Source organism: Robinsoniella sp. KNHs210 (assembly GCF_000686105.1).
Taxonomy (GTDB): Bacteria; Bacillota; Clostridia; order Lachnospirales; family Lachnospiraceae; genus Robinsoniella; species Robinsoniella peoriensis.
In genome coordinates, this window is record NZ_JMLZ01000001.1 from 993,523 (window position 1) to 1,013,204 (window position 19,682).

General features: G+C 40.4%; 10 protein-coding genes and 1 pseudogene. 8 read left to right on the plus strand and 3 right to left on the minus strand.

Features of this window, described 5'->3' with window-relative positions:
• The first annotated feature begins 202 nt into the window (after positions 1-202).
• From CD03_RS32285 to CD03_RS0103845, 6 genes and pseudogenes are all read left to right on the plus strand, one after another.
• Positions 203-2,002 carry a cache domain-containing sensor histidine kinase gene (locus CD03_RS32285; protein ID WP_197041618.1) on the plus strand — a complete coding sequence of 600 codons (1,800 nt, stop codon included), beginning with the start codon at positions 203-205 and terminating at the stop codon, positions 2,000-2,002.
• Positions 1,975-3,597: a response regulator transcription factor gene (locus CD03_RS0103830; RefSeq protein WP_027292498.1), complete on the plus strand. Its 1,623-nt coding sequence runs from the start codon at positions 1,975-1,977 to the stop codon at positions 3,595-3,597. Before CD03_RS32285 ends, CD03_RS0103830 begins: the two co-directional genes overlap by 28 nt.
• Positions 3,598-3,719: 122 nt before the next feature.
• The gene (locus CD03_RS0103835) at positions 3,720-4,958 is read left to right on the plus strand and encodes an ABC transporter substrate-binding protein (protein ID WP_197041619.1); all 1,239 of its coding nucleotides are present in this window, start codon (positions 3,720-3,722) and stop codon (positions 4,956-4,958) included.
• Between the two features lie 250 nt (positions 4,959-5,208).
• Positions 5,209-6,882: an AAA family ATPase gene (locus tag CD03_RS0103840; RefSeq protein WP_027292500.1), complete on the plus strand. Its 1,674-nt coding sequence runs from the start codon at positions 5,209-5,211 to the stop codon at positions 6,880-6,882.
• A gap of 14 nt (positions 6,883-6,896) precedes the next feature.
• A pseudogene (locus CD03_RS39800) lies at positions 6,897-7,061 on the plus strand (glycosyltransferase); the annotation flags it as partial.
• A 97-nt stretch (positions 7,062-7,158) separates the two neighbouring features.
• A complete protein-coding gene (locus CD03_RS0103845) occupies positions 7,159-8,736 on the plus strand; it encodes a glycosyltransferase family 39 protein (protein WP_027292501.1) in 1,578 nt (525 codons plus the stop codon).
• 191 nt (positions 8,737-8,927) lie between these two features.
• Here CD03_RS0103845 and CD03_RS0103850 read toward each other — a convergent pair whose 3' ends face one another.
• From CD03_RS0103850 to CD03_RS0103860, 3 genes are all read right to left on the minus strand, one after another.
• Entirely contained in the window at positions 8,928-10,994 is a 2,067-nt protein-coding gene (locus tag CD03_RS0103850) for a HelD family protein (protein ID WP_027292502.1), read from the minus strand.
• A complete protein-coding gene (locus tag CD03_RS0103855) occupies positions 10,975-11,838 on the minus strand; it encodes a helix-turn-helix domain-containing protein (protein ID WP_027292503.1) in 864 nt (287 codons plus the stop codon). The genes CD03_RS0103850 and CD03_RS0103855 overlap by 20 nt, the downstream gene beginning before the upstream one ends.
• A 526-nt stretch (positions 11,839-12,364) precedes the next feature.
• Entirely contained in the window at positions 12,365-12,556 is a 192-nt protein-coding gene (locus CD03_RS0103860; RefSeq protein ID WP_027292504.1) for a hypothetical protein, read from the minus strand.
• 176 nt (positions 12,557-12,732) lie between these two features.
• On the opposite strand from CD03_RS0103860, the gene CD03_RS0103865 reads away from it, so the two are divergent.
• Both CD03_RS0103865 and CD03_RS0103870 read left to right on the plus strand, forming a co-directional pair.
• Positions 12,733-17,952 (plus strand): bacterial Ig-like domain-containing protein, encoded by a 5,220-nt coding sequence (locus CD03_RS0103865; protein ID WP_027292505.1) that lies wholly within the window; start codon positions 12,733-12,735, stop codon positions 17,950-17,952.
• 192 nt (positions 17,953-18,144) lie between these two features.
• The gene (locus tag CD03_RS0103870) at positions 18,145-19,569 is read left to right on the plus strand and encodes an ABC transporter substrate-binding protein (RefSeq protein WP_027292506.1); all 1,425 of its coding nucleotides are present in this window, start codon (positions 18,145-18,147) and stop codon (positions 19,567-19,569) included.
• Positions 19,570-19,682: the final 113 nt, after the last annotated feature.

Here is a 19,682-nt window from a genome sequence, read left to right on the forward strand (position 1 = left end):
AGTATTTTTACACAAAAACAGGGTGTTTGACATTTGCAAATTTATAAATATATGATAATATGGTAACAGTTGACAGGACAGTTTATACAACGAAAATACAGCGGTATAAAATAACAGTGCAAAGGACAGGTACCATTTAAATATGAAAGACCATGACAAAGAAAAAAGGAAAAAAAGATTGGAGTTAAATCTTAAGATGAGGGTGAAAATATTAATCCTGTGCCTGGGATTGACTTTGTTTGCACTTATTTTACAGACCATCCTGTTTGAAAATTCTTCATCAGGTCTGATCTATAATCAGGCGAAAGAGGAAAGTTTTGCTTCGCTGCAAAACATGCAGAACGAAATATATGGATTTGTAAAAAATATGGAAAGCAATATGATCGAAATTTACAGTGAAAAAGACTTGATTCAAGGACTGAAAAATAAAGAGAAAATAGAAAATCTGAGAACCGGTTATTATCGTTTGGCTTATAATTTTGGCACCAGCCATTTTGCCACTACAGATGGAGTGGTGGCAATGTATCTATACAATCCGCAGCACGAGATTATCAGCACTTATCGAAGGGCAGTTACGCCCAAGCATAATTATCAGACGGATATTTATGAGGATGCGGAGAACCAAAACGCAGGGGTTGTGAAAGAGTATGTGGAGTCGGACGACACGACGATGCTGATATCCAGTTATTATAACCAATACCGGGAAACGGATATTATTCGGTTGGTTTTGAAGATTTATAATAACAGCAATTTAAATGATGTAATCGGATATGCGGTCTGCGATATTGACAGCAAAGTTATCCGTTCCATCATGGAAAAGTACAGTACGGATAAAACCATGTTTATGTGGATTCAGCCATCCGGAGACAGGCCGGCGGTAAGTATCGGCAGCCTGGAAGGCAAGGATGTGGAATACTACAATGAAATCAGCGCCAAGATACAGACTACATCATCCAGTGATGTAGCAAAATTATTAACTACATCGAAACGGGTGTTTTTCCAGGTTCCTCAGAAGAAGTATAACATGGATGCCTATTCTCTCATGCCCAGGTCACTGCTGGTGCAGAATCAGAAGGCGCTTACAAAGAATCTGATTTTCATTGCATTGATTATGATTATAGCCGCAGCCATATTGACGATTCTGGTATCCCGGGGACTGACAAAGCCTCTTGATAAGCTGATGCAGACCATAGAGCGGATCAAAGGCGGAGAAACCCATTTGCGGGTAGATGTACATAACAAAGATGAGGTAGGGATTCTGGGACAGAGTTTCAACGAGATGCTGGATCAGATGGAGGTACTGATCAGCCAGGAGTATGAGACGAAGCTGCTGCTAAACAGGGCAGAATACAAGGCGCTTCAGGCGCAGATCAATCCACATTTCCTGTACAATACCCTGGACACCATGAGCAGTATCGCTCAGATTCAGAATTGTCCCGAAGTCAGTGGACTCAGCCAGTCCCTTTCTAATATTTTCCGGTACAGCCTGGATATGAAAAATCCCTTTTCTACGGTAGCAAAAGAAATTGTGCATCTGAAAAATTATATTTATGTTATGAATGTAAGGATGCGGGATAATGTGAAATATAGCTTTGATATAGATGAAACAGTGCTTCAGGATACAGTTCCCAGAATTTCCATACAGCCATTAGTAGAGAATGCTTTAAACCATGGACTGCGCAACACCAGGGGGGACAAGGAGATTATAGTCTGCGCCCAGGTGCGGGAGGGAAATTTATGGATCAGTGTGCAGGACAACGGAGTTGGAATGGATGCTGCAAAAGTGAATGAGATTCTGGAGAAAAACGATATTAACCTGGTGGAAAAAGGAAGCTCCATCGGATTAAATAATATTAATGCCCGTATGAAAATGCTGTATGGCAGAGAGTATGGAATCCATGTGGAAAGTGAGGTGGGAAAAGGAACCAGAATATATCTGAAAATACCAAGAGTAAAAATGGAGGAGGTCAGTTCATGGATGCAGCAGCCTATAAAGTCCTGATTGCAGATGATGAGTATTGGACAAGGGAGAAAATAAGGAATATGATATGTTGGGAGAAATATTCCTTAGAGTTTATGGAACCGGCAGTAGACGGGGAAGATGTGTTAAATAAAATCCAACTGGAAGAGCCGGATATACTGATAACCGATATAAACATGCCTTTTATAAATGGAGTAGAACTTCTGTCCATTATCAAAGACAAATACCCTGATATAATTACTTTCGTCATAAGTGGGTATGATGATTTTCAATACGTAAAGGATACATTTATGTCAGGGGCAATAAACTATCTGGTAAAGCCTGTGACCAAAATCGATCTGGTAAATGCGCTGTCGAAGGCGCTTGAAATTATCAGCACCCGCAGGTGTGCAAAACAGGAGGAAGAAGAACGGCAAATGAAGCTGCTAAAAGCAGCCTCGCTGATACAGGACCGTGAATTCAGCCTTTTGGTGGAACGGGAAGATACGCCGTTTACACCAACCATTACTATGAACAGTGAAATTAATTTTGCAGGCGCAAGCCTGATGCTGATTAAAATACATAACTTGAATGAGCTTATGAAGAAGTATCAATATGATATGAATAAGCTTTCTTATCATGTGAAAAAGGAAATCAAAAATATTGTTTCAAAAGAGAGCTCTATGGTATTTAATCATATTTTCCGATCCAACGAGTTTATTGTAGTTTCTGAAATCGAAAATGAAGAATTGAAGAAGGCGGCTGAAAAACTTATTATATATCTTGCACCGGCAGCGAATTCTCCGGTAACAGCCTGCATCAGTGAGCACAGCTATACCATGGACAGCATACATATGGCATATATTCAGACCGTGGCGCTTTTTATGACCAGAATTTACGAAAATCGAAATGAGATTCTCATTGCCGGCAGGGGCACGGAAAACCAGAAAAAGGTTCATAACCAGTTGAGCAGTGAGTATGAAAAACAGATTAAGAGCCTCTTGCAAAGGGGAAATAAATCAGCGTTAAAACAATTGATCTTTGATACTATTGGACTGCGAAGATGTCAGGAAGAAAAGTGGGAGTATCTGGAGGTAAAGCAGACAGTCAAGAAAATCCTTAATATTTTTACAGATTATACCGCAGAGCAGGGAAATCCGAAAAAATTAATGGATATGGAAAATATGGCAGATGTGGCAGATAAGATCATCGAACTTCTGGATGCGGATGTGCTGTGTGAAGTGCTTTGTGACATTATAGAGTTTGCCGTCACCAATCAGGGAGAAGCTGCAACAGACTCTATACGAAGTGTAGTAAAACAGGCAGTACAGTTTATAGACAGCAACTACTTTGAAGAACTGAGCCTGTCCTCTCTTGCTCAGCAGTTCAATGTGGAAAGTTCTTATTTTTCCAAGATGTTCCGGCAGGAAACAGGGGAAAATTTAATGGTCTATATCACTCGATTAAGAGTTGAAAAGGCAAAAGAATTTATGGCTAATAAAGAGGTAAGCCTTACCGAAATCGCCTTTATGGTTGGATACGATGATTACACTTATTTTAGCCGTGTATTCCGGAAAGTAGAGGGGAAAAGTCCGAGAGACTACAGAACGGGTATTACCGGTCAGAGGGAAGTATGAGAAAATATCACGATTACAAAAAACCAGCCCGCAGCGCCCCCTTCATGCGGGCAAATTCTCCCGCAAACTGTGATGTACAGCCAACGGAAAGCAATTTTAAAACATGCCAAAAAATAATCCTGATGTGCATAGCTGTCCTTTTGTTTCTTACAGGATGCGGGCAGAAGGAAGTGCCGGTGTACCATCAGGACGAAGACGGGATTTTGCTGACGGTTCTGGCGGGACAATCGACTTCCGATGCAGGTATAGAAGATATGATTGATGAAGTTATCGCTGAAGAATATCCAAATGTAAAACTCCAGTGGGAGTGCGTGGATTGGGGAGAAAAATTCAATTCCCAAATGCAGGGCAGGTTTGCGGCAGGAGACATTCCCGATATTATGATTGGAAAAGCGCAGGATGTTCAGGCATATGCCCACACCGGGAATCTGTCTGTTCTGCCGGAAGATTATACAGACAGAATCAGAGCAGAAGCGTTAAAAGCAGTGACGGTAGACGGGGCTGTGTATGGAATGCCATATAATGCCTGGTATCAGGGCGTCATTTATAACAAAGAGATATTCAGAAAGTATAATCTGAAAGTGCCGGAAACACAGAAAGGGCTGAGTGATATTATAAAAGTTCTAAAAGAAAATGGTGTAACACCCTTTGCCAGCCATTTCAGGGAGAGTTGGAAAGTGGGAAATATGACCATGCAGTTCTTTATGAATGAAATATTCAGCAGCACACCTGAATGGGGAGACCGGTTCAGGCAGGGTGGGGTTAACTTTACGGACAGCCCGGTTATAAGGCGCTGTCTGTCTTATAACAAAATGATACTGGATGCCAGCTGGCAGGACGCACTATTGATTGATCAGTTTGAAAGTGACAGCCGGTTTACGCAAGGACAGGCTGCAATGTATCTGACCGGATCCTGGTCCATGCAGTTTACGAGCCAGTATAACGAGAATATGGAGCTGGGAATCTTTCCATTTCCCAATGAAAATGGTGATGCCCGGCTCATCAGGGAGACAAACATGACCTTTATGAAAAGTTCCAAAACAAAGCACAGTGAATTGATTAACGATATCTTCAGCACCCTGCTGACAAGCGAAAAACTGGAACGTGAAATTCTGGACTTTACCCAGACGGCTTCAGTCGTAAAAGGAGTAGAACCGGCCAGCCGCAGCAGGATTCAGGATGACATAGACAGATATGAGAAAGATGGCAAGGTCGTAGAAGTGAGCCTGGGCAACTCTCAGTTTGTCTGGTCCTTTCAGAATGATCTGGCTGCCCAGCAGCTTTTATGGCTCCAGGGGGAGAAAACCCTGGATGAAGTATTGACATATGCGGATCGGGAGCGGGAGGAGAGTGCGTATTGAATTAGTAGCTGAAAATATTGATTATATTTTATCACATAATAGGTTAGATTATAGGTTAAATGATAGCTAAATTAGAAGTTAAATTAGAAGCTAAATTAGAATCAGATGTCTCCCTTTTCAGATTGATTAGAGAATGGTATAATGTTTATAATTAATAATATAGTGCAGCATATGTTAAGAACAATATGACATTTATAGAAAAGTCATAATGATTGCAAATAAATATGTTGGATAGAGATGAGGTGGGTATTTGGAACTTAAAAAATTACCGGTTGGAATTGATGACTTCAAAAAAATAATTTTACAGGGATATTATTATGTAGATAAAACATTGCTTATTAAAGAACTTATAGACTTAAAAGGTGAAGTAAACTTATTCACAAGGCCAAGAAGATTCGGTAAAACCCTGAATATGAGCATGTTACAATATTTCTTCGAAATATCAGAAGAAAATAATAAAGAAATTTTTCTGGATTTAAAGATCGCCCGGACCGGGGAACAATACATGAAATATCAAGGAAAGTATCCCGTCATTAATCTTACATTAAAGGGTGCAAAGCAAGCAAACTTTGAGTATGCTATCTTAAGCATTAAGAGAGCAATTTCAAGTGAATTTCAGAGGCACAGAAAAGAAGTACTGGAATATGAAGCAGAAAAAGACCGTATTCTAAAAATACTGGACGCAGAAGGTGATACAGGTGTTTATCTGGATTCCATACAGCTTTTATCCAAGTGTCTGTATGAGTATTATCAGACGCCGGTAATTATTCTGATCGATGAATATGATGTTCCTTTGGAAAATGCATACTTCAGCGGATTTTATAATGAAATGGTTTTTTTCGTGAGATCCTTATTTGAATCGGCATTAAAAACTAATAAATATCTGGAATTTGCCGTAATGACGGGGTGTCTGCGCATCTCAAAAGAAAGCATTTTTACAGGCTTAAATAATCTGGAAATTATTTCAATCCTAAGTGTGCACTACTCAGAGCATTTTGGCTTTACAGAAATTGAAATAGATGATATGTTAAAGTATTATGGTTTGGAAGAAAAGAAGGAAGCAATCAAAGACTGGTATGACGGTTACTTGTTTGGAAACACAGAAGTCTATAATCCCTGGAGTATCGTGCGTTATGTAAAGGATAGTTACTATGGGTCACATGGTTTTCCCATATCCTATTGGGGAACAACCAGTTCCAATTCAATAGTCCGTACAATGGTAGAAAAGGCAAATGATCTCCAGACAAAGAGCGATCTGGAAATGTTAATGCAGGGAGATGAAATAGAGAAGCCCGTACATGAAGATGTCACTTATGATGAGATATACAACAGTACCAATAACCTGTGGAATTTTATGTTTTTTACAGGTTATCTGAAAAAGGTAAGTGAAAGATTTGATGATAACGGAGATCATTTCATAACATTGAAAATACCAAATAAAGAAGTAGCTTACATTTTCCGGCACAAGATAATGGGATGGTTTCAGGAAATGATTCAATCCAGAAATTTACAGAAATTGTATTTAGCAATTCTCAGATCAGATGAGGCAGAGGTAGAGCAGGAATTAAAACAGTTGTTAAGAGATACCATCAGCTACGAAGATTATAATGAAAACTTTTATCATGGATTTCTGTTGGGATGCCTTTCCGGAATGAGTGATTATTATGTAAAATCAAACAGGGAAAGCGGAGATGGACGCAGTGATATTATCATTCGTCATCCGGATTTTAACGAAAAGGCCGTCATCATAGAATTAAAGTGCACTGCCAGTCCCCGGAAAATGGAAGATAAGTGCCAGGAAGCCCTGAATCAGATTGAAGTAAAACACTATGATGATGAACTGATAGAAGAAGGGTATGAAGACATTATTAAATATGGTATAGCATTCTGTAAGAAAAATTGTTTGGTGAGAGTTAAAAAATAGTGTTGAAATTATAAGGCGATCCGGTTGCTGGCTGGCCATCTTTGGCCTGTATTATTTTATTTATTGGTGGTATTCCATTATTTTGTATAGGGATACTGGGATAATATATGGCCAAAGCCTATCTGGAAGTGAAGGAACGTCCAATTTTGTTTGTAAAGAAAAATGCTGTTCCTGGCTGATCCCTTCAGGTGGGAAGGTCAGACTGGTGCAATAATTTCTAAAACACGCTCCAGGAAAACTGATATATAGAAAAAATAATAACGGAGTAAATATCTGATGGAAAAGAAAAAACATGGTAAAATAATTGTAGGCATATTAGTGGTTCTTATTTTGCAAAGCCTAATTTATATTTATTTTGGCAATCAAAAAGTAGGATTTCACATAGATGAATTTTATACATATGCATTATCTAACGGTCAGGAACGCGCCAATGACTTCATAGAAGATGGCAGAATCTATTCTGGCGGCAGTCCATTTACAGAACATTATACAACTAATAAGGATAACAGATTTGATTATGAGATGGTTTGGAGGAACCAGGCAGAAGATGTCCATCCACCATTGTACTATTTTTTTATACACACAATTTCTTCTTTTCTTCCTGAGGTATTTACAAAATGGATTGGATTAGGAGTTAATATATTTTTTTCTCTAGTTGTGACAATATTGGTTTATTTAGTGTCAAAAGAACTAATAAAAGATAAAAAAGCAGTTTTTTTGTCTACAGTTCTTTTTTCAGTATGTCCGGCCGTCATTAACAGTATCATGTTTTTACGAATGTATATCCTTTTAAATATTTGGATATTAGCGGTGGTGTGGCTATTCTTATTATACTATGACAAGAAGAAGCTGGATAAACTTTTTTATGTGGCTTTATTGTGTATTACAGTTCTGGGGACATTGACACAATACTATTTTCTTATATTTTTGTTTTTTCTTTGTCTTTATTTTGGAATAAATCTATTGATAAAAAAAAGATGGAAGGATGTGGTTGGGTATATTTTTACCCTTGCTGCGGCAGGGATAATATCCATAGCAGTATTTCCAGCAATGCTTAATCAAATCTTTGGTGATGGCTACAGGGGAGAGCAGTCATTTGAAAACCTTGCTAAAGGAGGAGATTTTTTTGAGCGCCTTGATAAATATTTGGAGATATTCAAAAATAGTTTCTTTGGAAATAAGTTTGGAATTTTTGCATTTATTATAATAATATTAGCGGTAATAGCAATTTTAATGAATATAAAAGACTTGAAAAAGAAGACTGTAGTTTGTTTTTTTAAAGGCAAAGTGATGATGGTTATTTTCACTGTTTTGGCATATACAATATTGGTTATTAAAATATCTCCATTCCAGACACCTCGTTATATATTCTGTATTTATCCATTTATTATAATCGGACTTACAGGCATTTTATTTCGTAGTATGATAACCATATTCAGAGGCAGGGCAAACACTATAGTATTGACCATAGTCAGCCTTATATGTTTATTATCTTTTTATTCCAGTTATAAACAAGGGATGTCCTATTTATTTCTGGAGGAAGAGAATATAATTGATATCGCAAAACAACACAAAGATGAACCAATGATTTGCATCTATGATGGTAAGCAGTGGAAGCTAATGGGAAGTTATTTTGAATTATCTTATAATGAATCAATAATTTATATATCAAAAAAGAATCTTAAGAAACTAGAGAATATAGATATAACAGGTTTTGATAAGATGCAGGTTTATGTAAGTGACTCATTAAATCAGGATAAGATGGTCAATAAAATTTTATCTAAAAATAAAAATTTTAAAACCAGTACACTATTATATAAAGTATCTTATGGGAGTGTTTATGAGTTAGAGTAAGACGTGAAAAATAGATTAATTTCTTTTTCCAATTTTATAAATTTATGGATGCATTTTTCTTCAAAATATATTATACTGTTAATCATAGAGAACACTTCTTTTGTATGTATTTGGTTTGGTCGCCTAATACAGTTTAACACAAAGTAGTGTTCTCTTTTTATATTTTTCATCAAGGCGAATAATATTTTACGTTAGTCATCCCTTTTTCTAATCAATTCAGTCATCTCCCCAACAAACATCAGCGTCAAACGGTGCATCGCCCGCGTGCAGGCAATATAAAGCAGGTTTCTGTCATATGCAGTAGTATAGGTTTTCCTGTCTGCCTCAGGAATGATGACTTCATCAAATTCAAGACCTTTTGACATCTGGATAGAGGTGATGGATACCCCGTTAATAAAATTAGTACTTTCCGGTGTAATCAGATGTATAGGGCAAGGGCAAGTTGCTGCAAGCTGGTCATAGAGAACTTTTGCTGCCTGATTTGTCTTGGTTATGATTCCAAGAGAAGCATTTTCACGTTTCAGAAACTGTTCAATTTCCATTTGGATTCGTTTGATTTCGTTTGGGCTGCTGCTGCATTGTATCAGCCCAGGGTCATCACCGTGGCGTTCCATAGGTTCCAGGGATGTCACATGCTGTATGCGTTTGGCAAAGGTTATAATTTCATATGTAGACCGGTAACTTTTATTTAGTTCGATTAGTTCGGCATCCTCATATAATGCCTTTAAATCCTCCAATGTATGCACATGGTTTGGATTGATAAACTGGCCAAAGTCCCCCAGTATTGTTTTCTGGCATTTAAACAAAATATTGATGACCGCATATTGGATGGGCGTGTAATCCTGCATTTCATCAATAACCAGATGTTTGATCCTTTTACTTTCCTGCAACCCGGCAAATGCCGCGTGAAGGTAGAGAAATGGATATACATCTGCCCATTCCAGAGTCTTGCCGGACGCCATTACAAGCATGTCCGAAGCTTCTAGCTGTCTGTAGAATTCCCGGTATAGTGAAAGTGTATTTTTAATTTTAAGCATAGTATTCAGACTCTTCAGTATGGAGTTGATCCTGGGTAAATCATGTTCCATGATATTATCGGTCTCAAAGCGTTCACGTATATCTTCTGCGATCATTCGCAGACGCTTCTTTACAGGGTAGCTGCCGTAGGCATGGTAGCGTGCATGTATCCAATTAGATTTAGCGGTAAATGGTCCAAAAGTATAATCTGAGGGTTGGAATATCTGGTCATGCATCTGTCCGATATACTTGTCCATAAGCCGGACAAATTCAAGTGTTGATTTAAAACGGACTCTTCTGTTCCAGGATTCATCCTTTGACTCCAGCGGATCATGGTCAGGTTCAAATCCAATCACTCCTTCTAACTGAATTTCAGCGATATCAGCAAATCCGGATTCATAAATAGGTTCCTCTCCAAGCTCGGGCAGGACGCTGGAAATATAATCGCCAAAAACTTTATTAGGGGATAGTATCGTGATATTTTTGGCGGACAGCCGGTCTTTAAATCGATAGAGCAGAAAAGCAATCCGGTGCAGTGCGATAGAGGTTTTTCCTGACCCGGCAACACCCTGGATGATCAATGTTCCGGATTTTTCATTTCGGATAATGCGGTTTTGATCTTTTTGAATAGTGGAAATAATAGATTTCATCTTTTCATCTGAGGTGTGGCTAAGTTCCCGTTGTAAGACATCATCCTGAATATTAACGGAGCTTTCAAGAGCATACTCCAGCTTCCCATTTTTGATTTTAAACTGGCGTTTGCGGGTTAAATTGCCGTTTACCCTTCCGGAGGGGGCATCAAATCCTGCAGGACCTGTCTCATAGTCATAAAACATGCCGGCTATGGGCGCACGCCAGTCGAAGACAAGGAGTTTATTCTCATGGCTGAATGTGAAGCGGCCAATATAATGCTTCATTGCATGATCTTCATCTTCCGGGCAAAAATCAATGCGGGCAAAATATGGGGAATCTTTCAGTTTGTATATTTTATCCCGTACTCCTACCGCAAAAGCACCAATGTGGTCTATTTGCTTTAAAGCAAGTTCATTTTGAAACATTTCGTGGGGGTCAATTTCACCACGGTAATCTGCCATGTAGCGTTTGGCTTCCATATAGTCTTTATCCAGCCGGTCTACTTTCGATTCCGCTTCCTGCAGAGCGTCTTTTAGTTTTTCGTTCATTTCAGCGAGATGGGTGATTTCATCCGGAAAAGGAATTTCATTATTCAGATCGTTTGACATTTTTCCCCTCCCCCGGCAATACAAATCGTTGAGTGGGATAACCGTATTCTACCAACAGCTCCGCCTCTGCAAAACCCAGCTCCAGAATTTCTCTGCGATGTCCGGTGTCCGCCCTGTCACCTTCTCTGTAGGTGGTAATGCTGATGTCTTTCCCTTTTAGCAGTTCACTCATTACTTTATTCAGAAAAGCCTTGGGAACACCCTTATTACGATAGAGCGGGTGGGTTCCCATGAAATCAATGCTTCCGTTCTGATAAGAAAAAAGCATAATTCCCGTTGCAATTCCGCCATCTTTTAAGATCAATGCCTGCTTTGTGTCTATTCGCTGTTTAAGTACCTGAATATATTCTTCTTCATACAAATGAGGAAAACCATCAATAACAAGCCGGACTAAATCCATCCAGCATGGAATATCTTCTTTTGATGCAAAAGTAACTTCCCATGCAGGTTTTTTATCACTGTGAAGCATATGATACCTCCCTTTAAACTCAAATTTTAATTGCAGCGGGTAAAATTTTTCATTTTCCCTGTATTTATTAGGAGGCTGCTTGTACATCGCAGTAAAAATATTTGTAAATGCCTGCTGGCTCTCATATCCGGCAATCAGGGCAATTTCCAATATCGATTTATCAGAAAATACCAATAATTTGGCTGCTTCTGTTAATTTTCTCCGCTGGATGTAATCATGAATAGTAAGACCGACACTGGTAGTGAATGTGCGGTGTAAATAGTACTTAGAATAGTGGACCGCGCTAGCAACCACATCCAGATCGGTTTTTTCTGACAAGTGTGATTCGATATAATCAATAGCGGATATAATTTTTTCAATGCTCTTATTCTGCATTCTTTTTCCTCCTTTCAACTGCAATAATTTAAGATTATAACAAAAATGTACGGCTTATTTTTAATCATTCTTGCTGTTTTTCCGGGTGGGTTAAAATGAGCTCTTTACACAAGTTCTTGCTTAAAAAATAAAAACGGCGGCTTTGATCGTTATTTCAAAACCGTCGTTAAGCTATTTATTTTTTTCTGGCAATGTAATTCTGCTTCCCCAAAAATGTTTTTGTGTTACCGCTGGACAGCAGTGGCATGATAATTATTTTGATTTCAAGGCTGAAATTATCCGGTTAAATCCATATTTATTTTTAACGCTGCCGCTAACCCCGCGCAAACCGTTCATAGTGCTATTGTTACCAATAGAGTAAACCAATGTGGAGCTTAACGGAAGGTAATACCACCGGATTTTAAGCATCAGCGGGTTAAGCTGCAAATGCGTAAACCGCCTTCTTATTCTCATCATCTCTAATTATATACATACATACAAACAATATCAATAAATAAACTTCAAACCGCGGAAATCCAAACAGATTCTAATTCTGCCGGGCAAATTCATTTATTTTTTGCTGGGATTCTAAGATATTTTTCTCCACTCTGCTCAGATTCTCCTGTAATTCATCATCGGTTTTTTCAATAGATGCCAGTTGTTCCTTTATATTTTCAATATTATCTTTCATTGGCTGTATGATGCTTGTGATTGCCTGTAGTAATTCATTATCTGTCATGGGGACACCTCCTGTTTTATATACGACTGTTCTTTAAGTGAGTCAATACACCTTAGTGTTCCACTGAATTTTCCAAATATTCACAAGAAAGTACAAGTCCGTTTTTCAATTTTGTCCTACAAGAACATTTTGCAATGCTGTTAAAATAAAGCTATCAAATTGCAAGGAGGAAGAAAATGAAGAAGAAAGCAGTTAAGAAACTATTGTCGGCAGTTTTGGCAGCAGCTATGGTTGTGACATCAGGAGTTCCGGCGGCGTCTTTGACGGCGCAGGCTGCAGGTAATGAAAACAGTCCTGTTTTAACGGTGGATATGTCCTCGCAAGGACGGGCACTGAAGCATGGGGCTACCGGATGGCTTTACGGACAGGGAGATGACCAGGTTCCAACATCCAATATGATTACACCGTTAAAACCCAACACGGCTGTGCAGAAAGCGCCAAATGGCATGCAGCATCCCAATGGTGATGTTCTGGATACGGCGAAGACATTTCTGGATTCAGGCGGCAAGCATATTCAGATCTATGTACCGGATTATTATGCCCTTTGGTTCTATGAGTTTACCGGTACAGAGTACTATCTGGAAATTCTGAAAATGCAGGCTCAGGCTTGTATTGATCAGGGTATCCAGGATGAAGCAGTCTATGTATTATACAATGAACCCAGTGAAAACTGGGTAGGCGAATATCATGATGACAAAGGAAATAAGGTAACAGGCTGGAATAGCATGTTCTGGTTCTGGAATGACATGGTTAACGCCCTCAGAGAAGTATACCGGGAAAACGGCATAGAGACAGAACCAAAGACAGCAGGGCTTAACCTGGCTGGCTACAATAATTCAGTTATGGAGCAATACATTAAGTTTTGCGTAGAACATAGCTGTATGCCGCAGATTATCTCCTGGCACGACTTATCCACCTGGCAGTTTAACAACTTTGGCAATGAGTACAATCATTACCGCAGTCTTGAGGCGAAGTACCTTACAGAAGAAAACCAGGAGAAATACGGGGTGGATATTACCCCAAGGGAAATTGTAATTAATGAGTATGCAGACCGTTATGAATGCGCCTCACCCGGCAATCTGGTTCGCTGGATAGGCTTGTTCGAGGATTACGATGTTGCCGGATGCCTTCCGTTCTGGCACTTTTCCAATAACTTAAATGGCCTTGCCGCAGATAACAACGAGGGCAGCGGAGCATGGTGGCTGTTCAAATGGTATGGGGATATGTCCGGCAGTTATTTGAATGTACAGACATCCAACGCAGAAAAATCTGATTTTTATGGTGCGGCATCCATTGATGAGAACAAAAAAAGTGCAAATGTTATTTTTGGCGGAAAAAGCGGAAATGCAAATATTGTGCTGGACAACTTAGACAGTACACAGACTTTTGGTGAGGCGTCAAAAGTCCATGTAAAGGTAGAAGCTACGGATTACACCGGTTTCCATGGTGTTGCAGATGAGCCGCGTACGGTAAAAGAAGGCGCTGCGACGGTAGAGAACGGAACCGTAACAATTCCCATGAGCGACATGAATTCTATGAGCGGATACCGTGTAACGGTGACTCAGGCAAGTGATGATGAGGCAGTAGGGCTTCTTGGCAGCACCTGGAAAGCACTGTATGAGGCGGAAGATGGTATTCTGGGCGGAAATGCCAAAATTGGAAGTGCGGATCAGTTCTATGCGTGCTCCAACAGAAAAAAAGTGGATTACGTAGACACCGCAAATGACAGTGTAACTTTAAATGTATCTGTTCCAAAAGACGGTTACTATAAATACGATATGGTTTATTCTGCGGCAACCGGTGTGAATACCGGAGATCCGGACAAGAACACGCCATATACGGCGATTCAGACTCTGACCGTTGATGGTAATGAGACGATACAAATGGAGCTTCCCAATACCCTGCATTGGTCAATGGGAGGTATGTACAGCACTTATCTGAAACTGACAGCCGGGAACCATACACTGAAAATTGCAGGTTCCGACAGCCAGGGTAAGGCGACTCCGGACTGTGTTTACCTGACTTACAAGGGAACAGAGGAAGAAGATACCCGGTATAATACAACATATGAAGCGGAACTGGGAGAATTTAATGAGCTGAAGGGTGAGCAGACAACCCTTACAACCGTAAAGGAAGGTGCAAGAGGCTATATAACCGGACTTGGAGACCGCAAAGTTACAGAGGGCGGTGGTGTCCGCTTTAACGTAGTCGTACCGGAAAACGGAATGTATACAATTGCCCTGAACTATTCGGCAGAACAGGATGGGACAGCCAATATTTATATTGATAATGATGCAGTGAACCTGGACAATCTCCGTGCATCCATTGCACTTGTGGCAACCGGTGATAACTGGATGAAAGCATATCAGACCGTATTCCTGCAAAAAGGAATTAACATCCTGGATATTGATGCTGACGGCAGCGTAAATCTGGATTATGTAAATGTAAGACTTGCCGGAGACAGCCAGCCGGTATCCGTGGTAGAGGCAGAATCTGGAGAACTGACAGGAGCGGCAGCAGTAGGAAACAGCCGGAATGTACAGGCATTTGCATCAGAAGGCGGTTATGTAAGCGGTATAAAGGCTGCAAACAGCGTAGAATTAATTCCGGAAGATGATCCCGACTTTACCATCCTTGGTTTGGGACGTGTGAAAGACCTGGGAGAAGCTGCAGATCAGAACAGTCTGGTACTTCACGTAAATGTGCCTGAAGACGGCGCTTATAAAATGGCGGTTTATCAATCCAGCGGTGAGCTGTTTGGAAAGCATGACTATAATGCACAGATGACGGAACGCTATGCATCCTTCTCTGTAAACGGCGGTGAAGCAGTAAAATATGTATTCAGAAATACTTACAGCGATGAAACATTCCGTGCACAGGTAGTAGATGTAAGCCTGAAAGCCGGAGATAATACAATTCGTATTTTCAATGACAATTCTAAGGTCGTTACAAATGGAGTACTGAAAGAAGGAAAATGGGAACACCGTCCGGAGAACATTGATTATGGCGTATTGACAAATTACACCCCCAATTTTGATAAGTTTGAAATATATAAAACCACAGGTGAAACTGCTGTGGAAGAAAATACTACCTGTAAAGTCACCACAAAGTCTACAGACGGAGGCCAGGTAAACGCAGACAGAACCAATGTACAAAAAGGAGAAGACGTAATACTGACCTTTACAGCTAATCAGGGCTGTACTCTAACGGAGGCTTTTGCCGGTGGAAAAAGTATCATGGATCAGCTGACGGCAGACGGAGGGATTGTCCGCATCACCGATGTGCAGAAAGACATGGATGTGCAAGCTTATTATGAAGTTAAAGAATATAAAACCCAGAAGAAACAGCTGGAATATGTATATGCAGTAAACGCAGGAGATGTTGACCCATCTACGGTAAGTTCGGGAGACAGCTTTGGTTCCAGAAATACGGTAACAGACCAGTTCTATGGGGAAGATCCCGCAACCGGATACAAATGGGGCGTGGTAGATAATTATGTGTATAATGACCGGTATCCGAATCTCTTAACCGGTGAGAAGACATGGCCATGTGAAAATGATGGTGCTACCGATGCATCACCCAAATCCAAATCATTCCGCTATGCGAAGGATCAGAGTGTGGACGATATAGGAGTTGAATATCAGTTTGACCTGGATGCAGGAACCACTTATGATGTGGAAGTGGGATATTATGTGCCGGCTAACTGGACAAATGCAGGGAACCCCAGAACAATGAAGCTAACATTTAATAACGAAGTAATTGAAGACGGTTTTAAGGCTTCTAATGATTCCTACAATCCATATATCATTAAAGCTAAGGCCACGCCAGATGAAAACAGACAGCTGGTAATACAGACTTCCTGTGCAGCAAATGCCGTTTGGGGACCTGTGATCAGCTATATCAATATCATGAACCAGGCGGATACCAACGAATTACAGGCAGCAGTTGATAAATATTATGATCTGAAGGAAGAAGACTATGATCCGGATACCTGGTCAGCGTTTGCCAGTGCCTATGAATATGCCGAAGGGATCATTGGTTCCGATAGCATTACCATGGCTGATGTGAATAATGCACTCTACGATCTGGAATTAGCAGTAGAAAAACTGGAAAAAGCAGTCCATAAAGATGAATTGGATAGTTTATTTAAGAAATATGAGCATTATGAAGCGGAGACCGGACAGGGAATTACATCTGATGAGGACTGGAACGAGTTCCTGATCTCTATGGAAAATGCAGCCTTTATTCTGAATAAAGACCAGGTACGCCAGGAGAGTGTGGAAGCAGTTCAAAGCCGTCTGGAAAATGCAGCAGATAAGCTGAACGCAATCGCCCGTATTGAAATTACGAAGACGCCGGACCGGATGTCTTATTATGTAGGAGACGGTTTTGATCCGTCCGGACTTGTGGTTACAGCTGAGGATACAAAAGGAAATAAAAAAGTGCTGGCAGATGATGCGTATACCTTAAGCGGGTATGATTTTGATACCGCGGGAACGAAAGAAATCACAGTTTCTTATATGGGTAAATCCGCAGCATTTACGGTAGAAGTATCGGTAGCACCGGTACCGGATCCTGTATTAAGGAATATTACTGCATGGGTAAATAAGGCAGTCTATATGACTGGGGAAGCATTTGATAAATCCTCTCTGTGGGTGACTGCGCTTTACAGTGACGGAACCACCAAAACGGTATCCGATTATACGATAGCGGGATTTGATTCAGGTAAAGGCGGTAAAATAACCCTTACCATAGGCTATCAGGGATATACTGCAAATGTAGAGCTGTATATTCAGGAGAAAACTACGCAGCCGGAACCTTCACCGGATAAAGCAGTTCAGTCACCAAAGGTAAAAGCGTCACCGGCTGGTTATAATAGTATTCAGGTAAAATGGAATAAAGTCAGTGATGCGGATGGCTATGTCATTTACCGCTCCACAACGAAAAAAGGAAAATACAACAAGGTAAAAACCATCACCAAAGGCTCTGTCATAACATATAAAGACACCAGACGTGTGTTTAACCGCACCTATTACTATAAAGTAAAAGCATACAAAAAAGCGGAGGGTCAGACAAAGTACTCCGATTATTCCAACATAGTAAGTGTGAAGACAAAAGTAGCGGCACCTGTTGTAACTCTGAAAAAATCATCATCCACCAGCCTGCGCCTGTCCTGGAAAAAGGTGAGTGGTGCCTCCGGATACCAGATTGCTTACTCCACCAAAAAAAGTTCCGGATATCAAACGGTTAAGGTGAAAAAGAGCAGTACCGGATATACCATAAAGAATCTTAAAAAAGGCAAAACCTATTATGTAAAAGTGCGGGGATACCGTACCGTAAAAGGAAAAAATGTCAATGGCAGCTGGTCGGCTGTTAAAAGTATCAAATTGAAATAAGATGTGCATAAACGGGAGCCGGTTCATGGTGATACATGAACCGGCTCCCGGTTTTTTGTAACACATAGAACAAAAAGAATTTTAATTTTCAAAATTGTACAACTTATTTTTTCCGTTTTGTCCTACCTGCTGCCTAATTGAAAACGCTATAATTTAGACATAACAAAGACAAGTCCTAAGGAGGAATAAAAAATGAAGAAGAAAACAGTGATCAGTTTTATGTTAATTACATCTATGACAGCTTCCATGCTGGCAGGCTGCGGTGGAGGAGCAAAGGAAACAGAAGCTAAAAGCGAGGCGAAGACAGAGGGGCAGACAGAAGCGAAAACAGAAGCGAAAACAGAAGCAAAGACAGATGCCGTGACGGAAGCGAAGACAGAAGCAAAGACAGATGCGGCAGAAACCCAGGCAAAAGCAGAGGGCAGTGCAGCAGCTGTTAATCCGGAGGAAGAAGTAACCCTTTCCGTATTGGCAGGACAGTCAACCACGGATGCAGGTATTGAAGATATGATTGATGCAGCATTAGCTGAGAAATACCCAAATGTTAAACTGGAATGGGAATGTGTAGACTGGGGAAATGATTTTCAGCCTAAAATGCAGCAGTACATGCAGTCAGGGCTGCCGGATATCATGATCGGAAAGGCTCAGGATGTAGCCACTTATGCACCCCAGGGTGTGTTGGGAGAAATCGACAGTACATACCTGGACAGAGGGCTGGATGCAGCCAGAGAAAATGTAACGATTGACGGCAAGACTTATGGTATGGTTTACAATGCACTTTACCAGGGTGTTTATTATAACAAGACTATGTTCAAAGACAACGGATGGGAAGTTCCTAAGACAATGGACGACCTGCAGAAAATAATTGACGACTGTAAAGCGAAAAACATTACCCCATTTGCAAGCCATATGGTGGATACCTGGTCTATCGGAAATGTAACCATGCAGTTTGCCATGAATGATGTATTTAACAAAGATCCTGAATGGGGAAATAAATTCAGGGCAGGAGAAGTATCCTTCAGCGACAGCACAGAAATGCAGGCAGCTTATCAGAACAACAAATTAATCTTTGATAATACATTTGAAAATACATTCTCCATGGAACAGACAGATTGTGACGCAAAAATGGTATTAGGCGAAGCGGCAATGAAAGTTTCCGGATCCTGGTCCATTCAGAATTTCCTTGACATTGATGAGAACTTTGACTTTGGCATTTTCCCGTTCCCGAATCAGACAGGTGATTCCAAATTAATATTCGAACCAAATATCACAGTTATGACAAGTGCAAAGAGCGAAAATCAAAATGCGATCAACTGTGTACTGGATGTGCTTACATCTGACCAGGAGCTTGCAGTAGAAATCTATGACTATACCAAGACAGCATCCATGTTAAAAGACGTATCACCAACCTTTACAAATCCCAGCCAGGAAGATATTGATCAATATGCAGCCGATGGTATGATCGTAGACGTAACTCTTGGTAATAACCAGCTGGTATGGGGCGGATTCCAGGAAGAGAATGCAAAAGATATAGCAGCATGGCTTCAGGGAGATGAGACTTTTGAAGAATGCCTGAAAGCGTCTGATGCAAGGGTAGATGCCAGCTCAGCAAACTAATTCCTTCCGGACATTAACAATAGTGACAGCACTGTCCGGCTGGAGCACACTTTATAGCAGGCTTCGGGGGAAAAGGAATTTTCCCCCGCTGTCTTTTACACTTTTCAATGAAA

What these genes read in the sequence shown, in the direction of transcription:
- CD03_RS0103830 (WP_027292498.1), top strand. Translation starts at nt 1,975, where the DNA reads ATGGATGCAGCAGCCTATAAAGTCCTGATTGCAGATGATGAGTATTGG.
- CD03_RS0103850 (WP_027292502.1), bottom strand. Translation starts at nt 10,994, where the DNA reads ATGTCAAACGATCTGAATAATGAAATTCCTTTTCCGGATGAAATCACC.
- CD03_RS0103860 (WP_027292504.1), bottom strand. Translation starts at nt 12,556, where the DNA reads ATGACAGATAATGAATTACTACAGGCAATCACAAGCATCATACAGCCA.
- CD03_RS0103870 (WP_027292506.1), top strand. Translation starts at nt 18,145, where the DNA reads ATGAAGAAGAAAACAGTGATCAGTTTTATGTTAATTACATCTATGACA.
- CD03_RS0103845 (WP_027292501.1), top strand. Translation starts at nt 7,159, where the DNA reads ATGGAAAAGAAAAAACATGGTAAAATAATTGTAGGCATATTAGTGGTT.
- CD03_RS0103835 (WP_197041619.1), top strand. Translation starts at nt 3,720, where the DNA reads ATGTGCATAGCTGTCCTTTTGTTTCTTACAGGATGCGGGCAGAAGGAA.
- CD03_RS0103855 (WP_027292503.1), bottom strand. Translation starts at nt 11,838, where the DNA reads ATGCAGAATAAGAGCATTGAAAAAATTATATCCGCTATTGATTATATC.
- CD03_RS0103865 (WP_027292505.1), top strand. Translation starts at nt 12,733, where the DNA reads ATGAAGAAGAAAGCAGTTAAGAAACTATTGTCGGCAGTTTTGGCAGCA.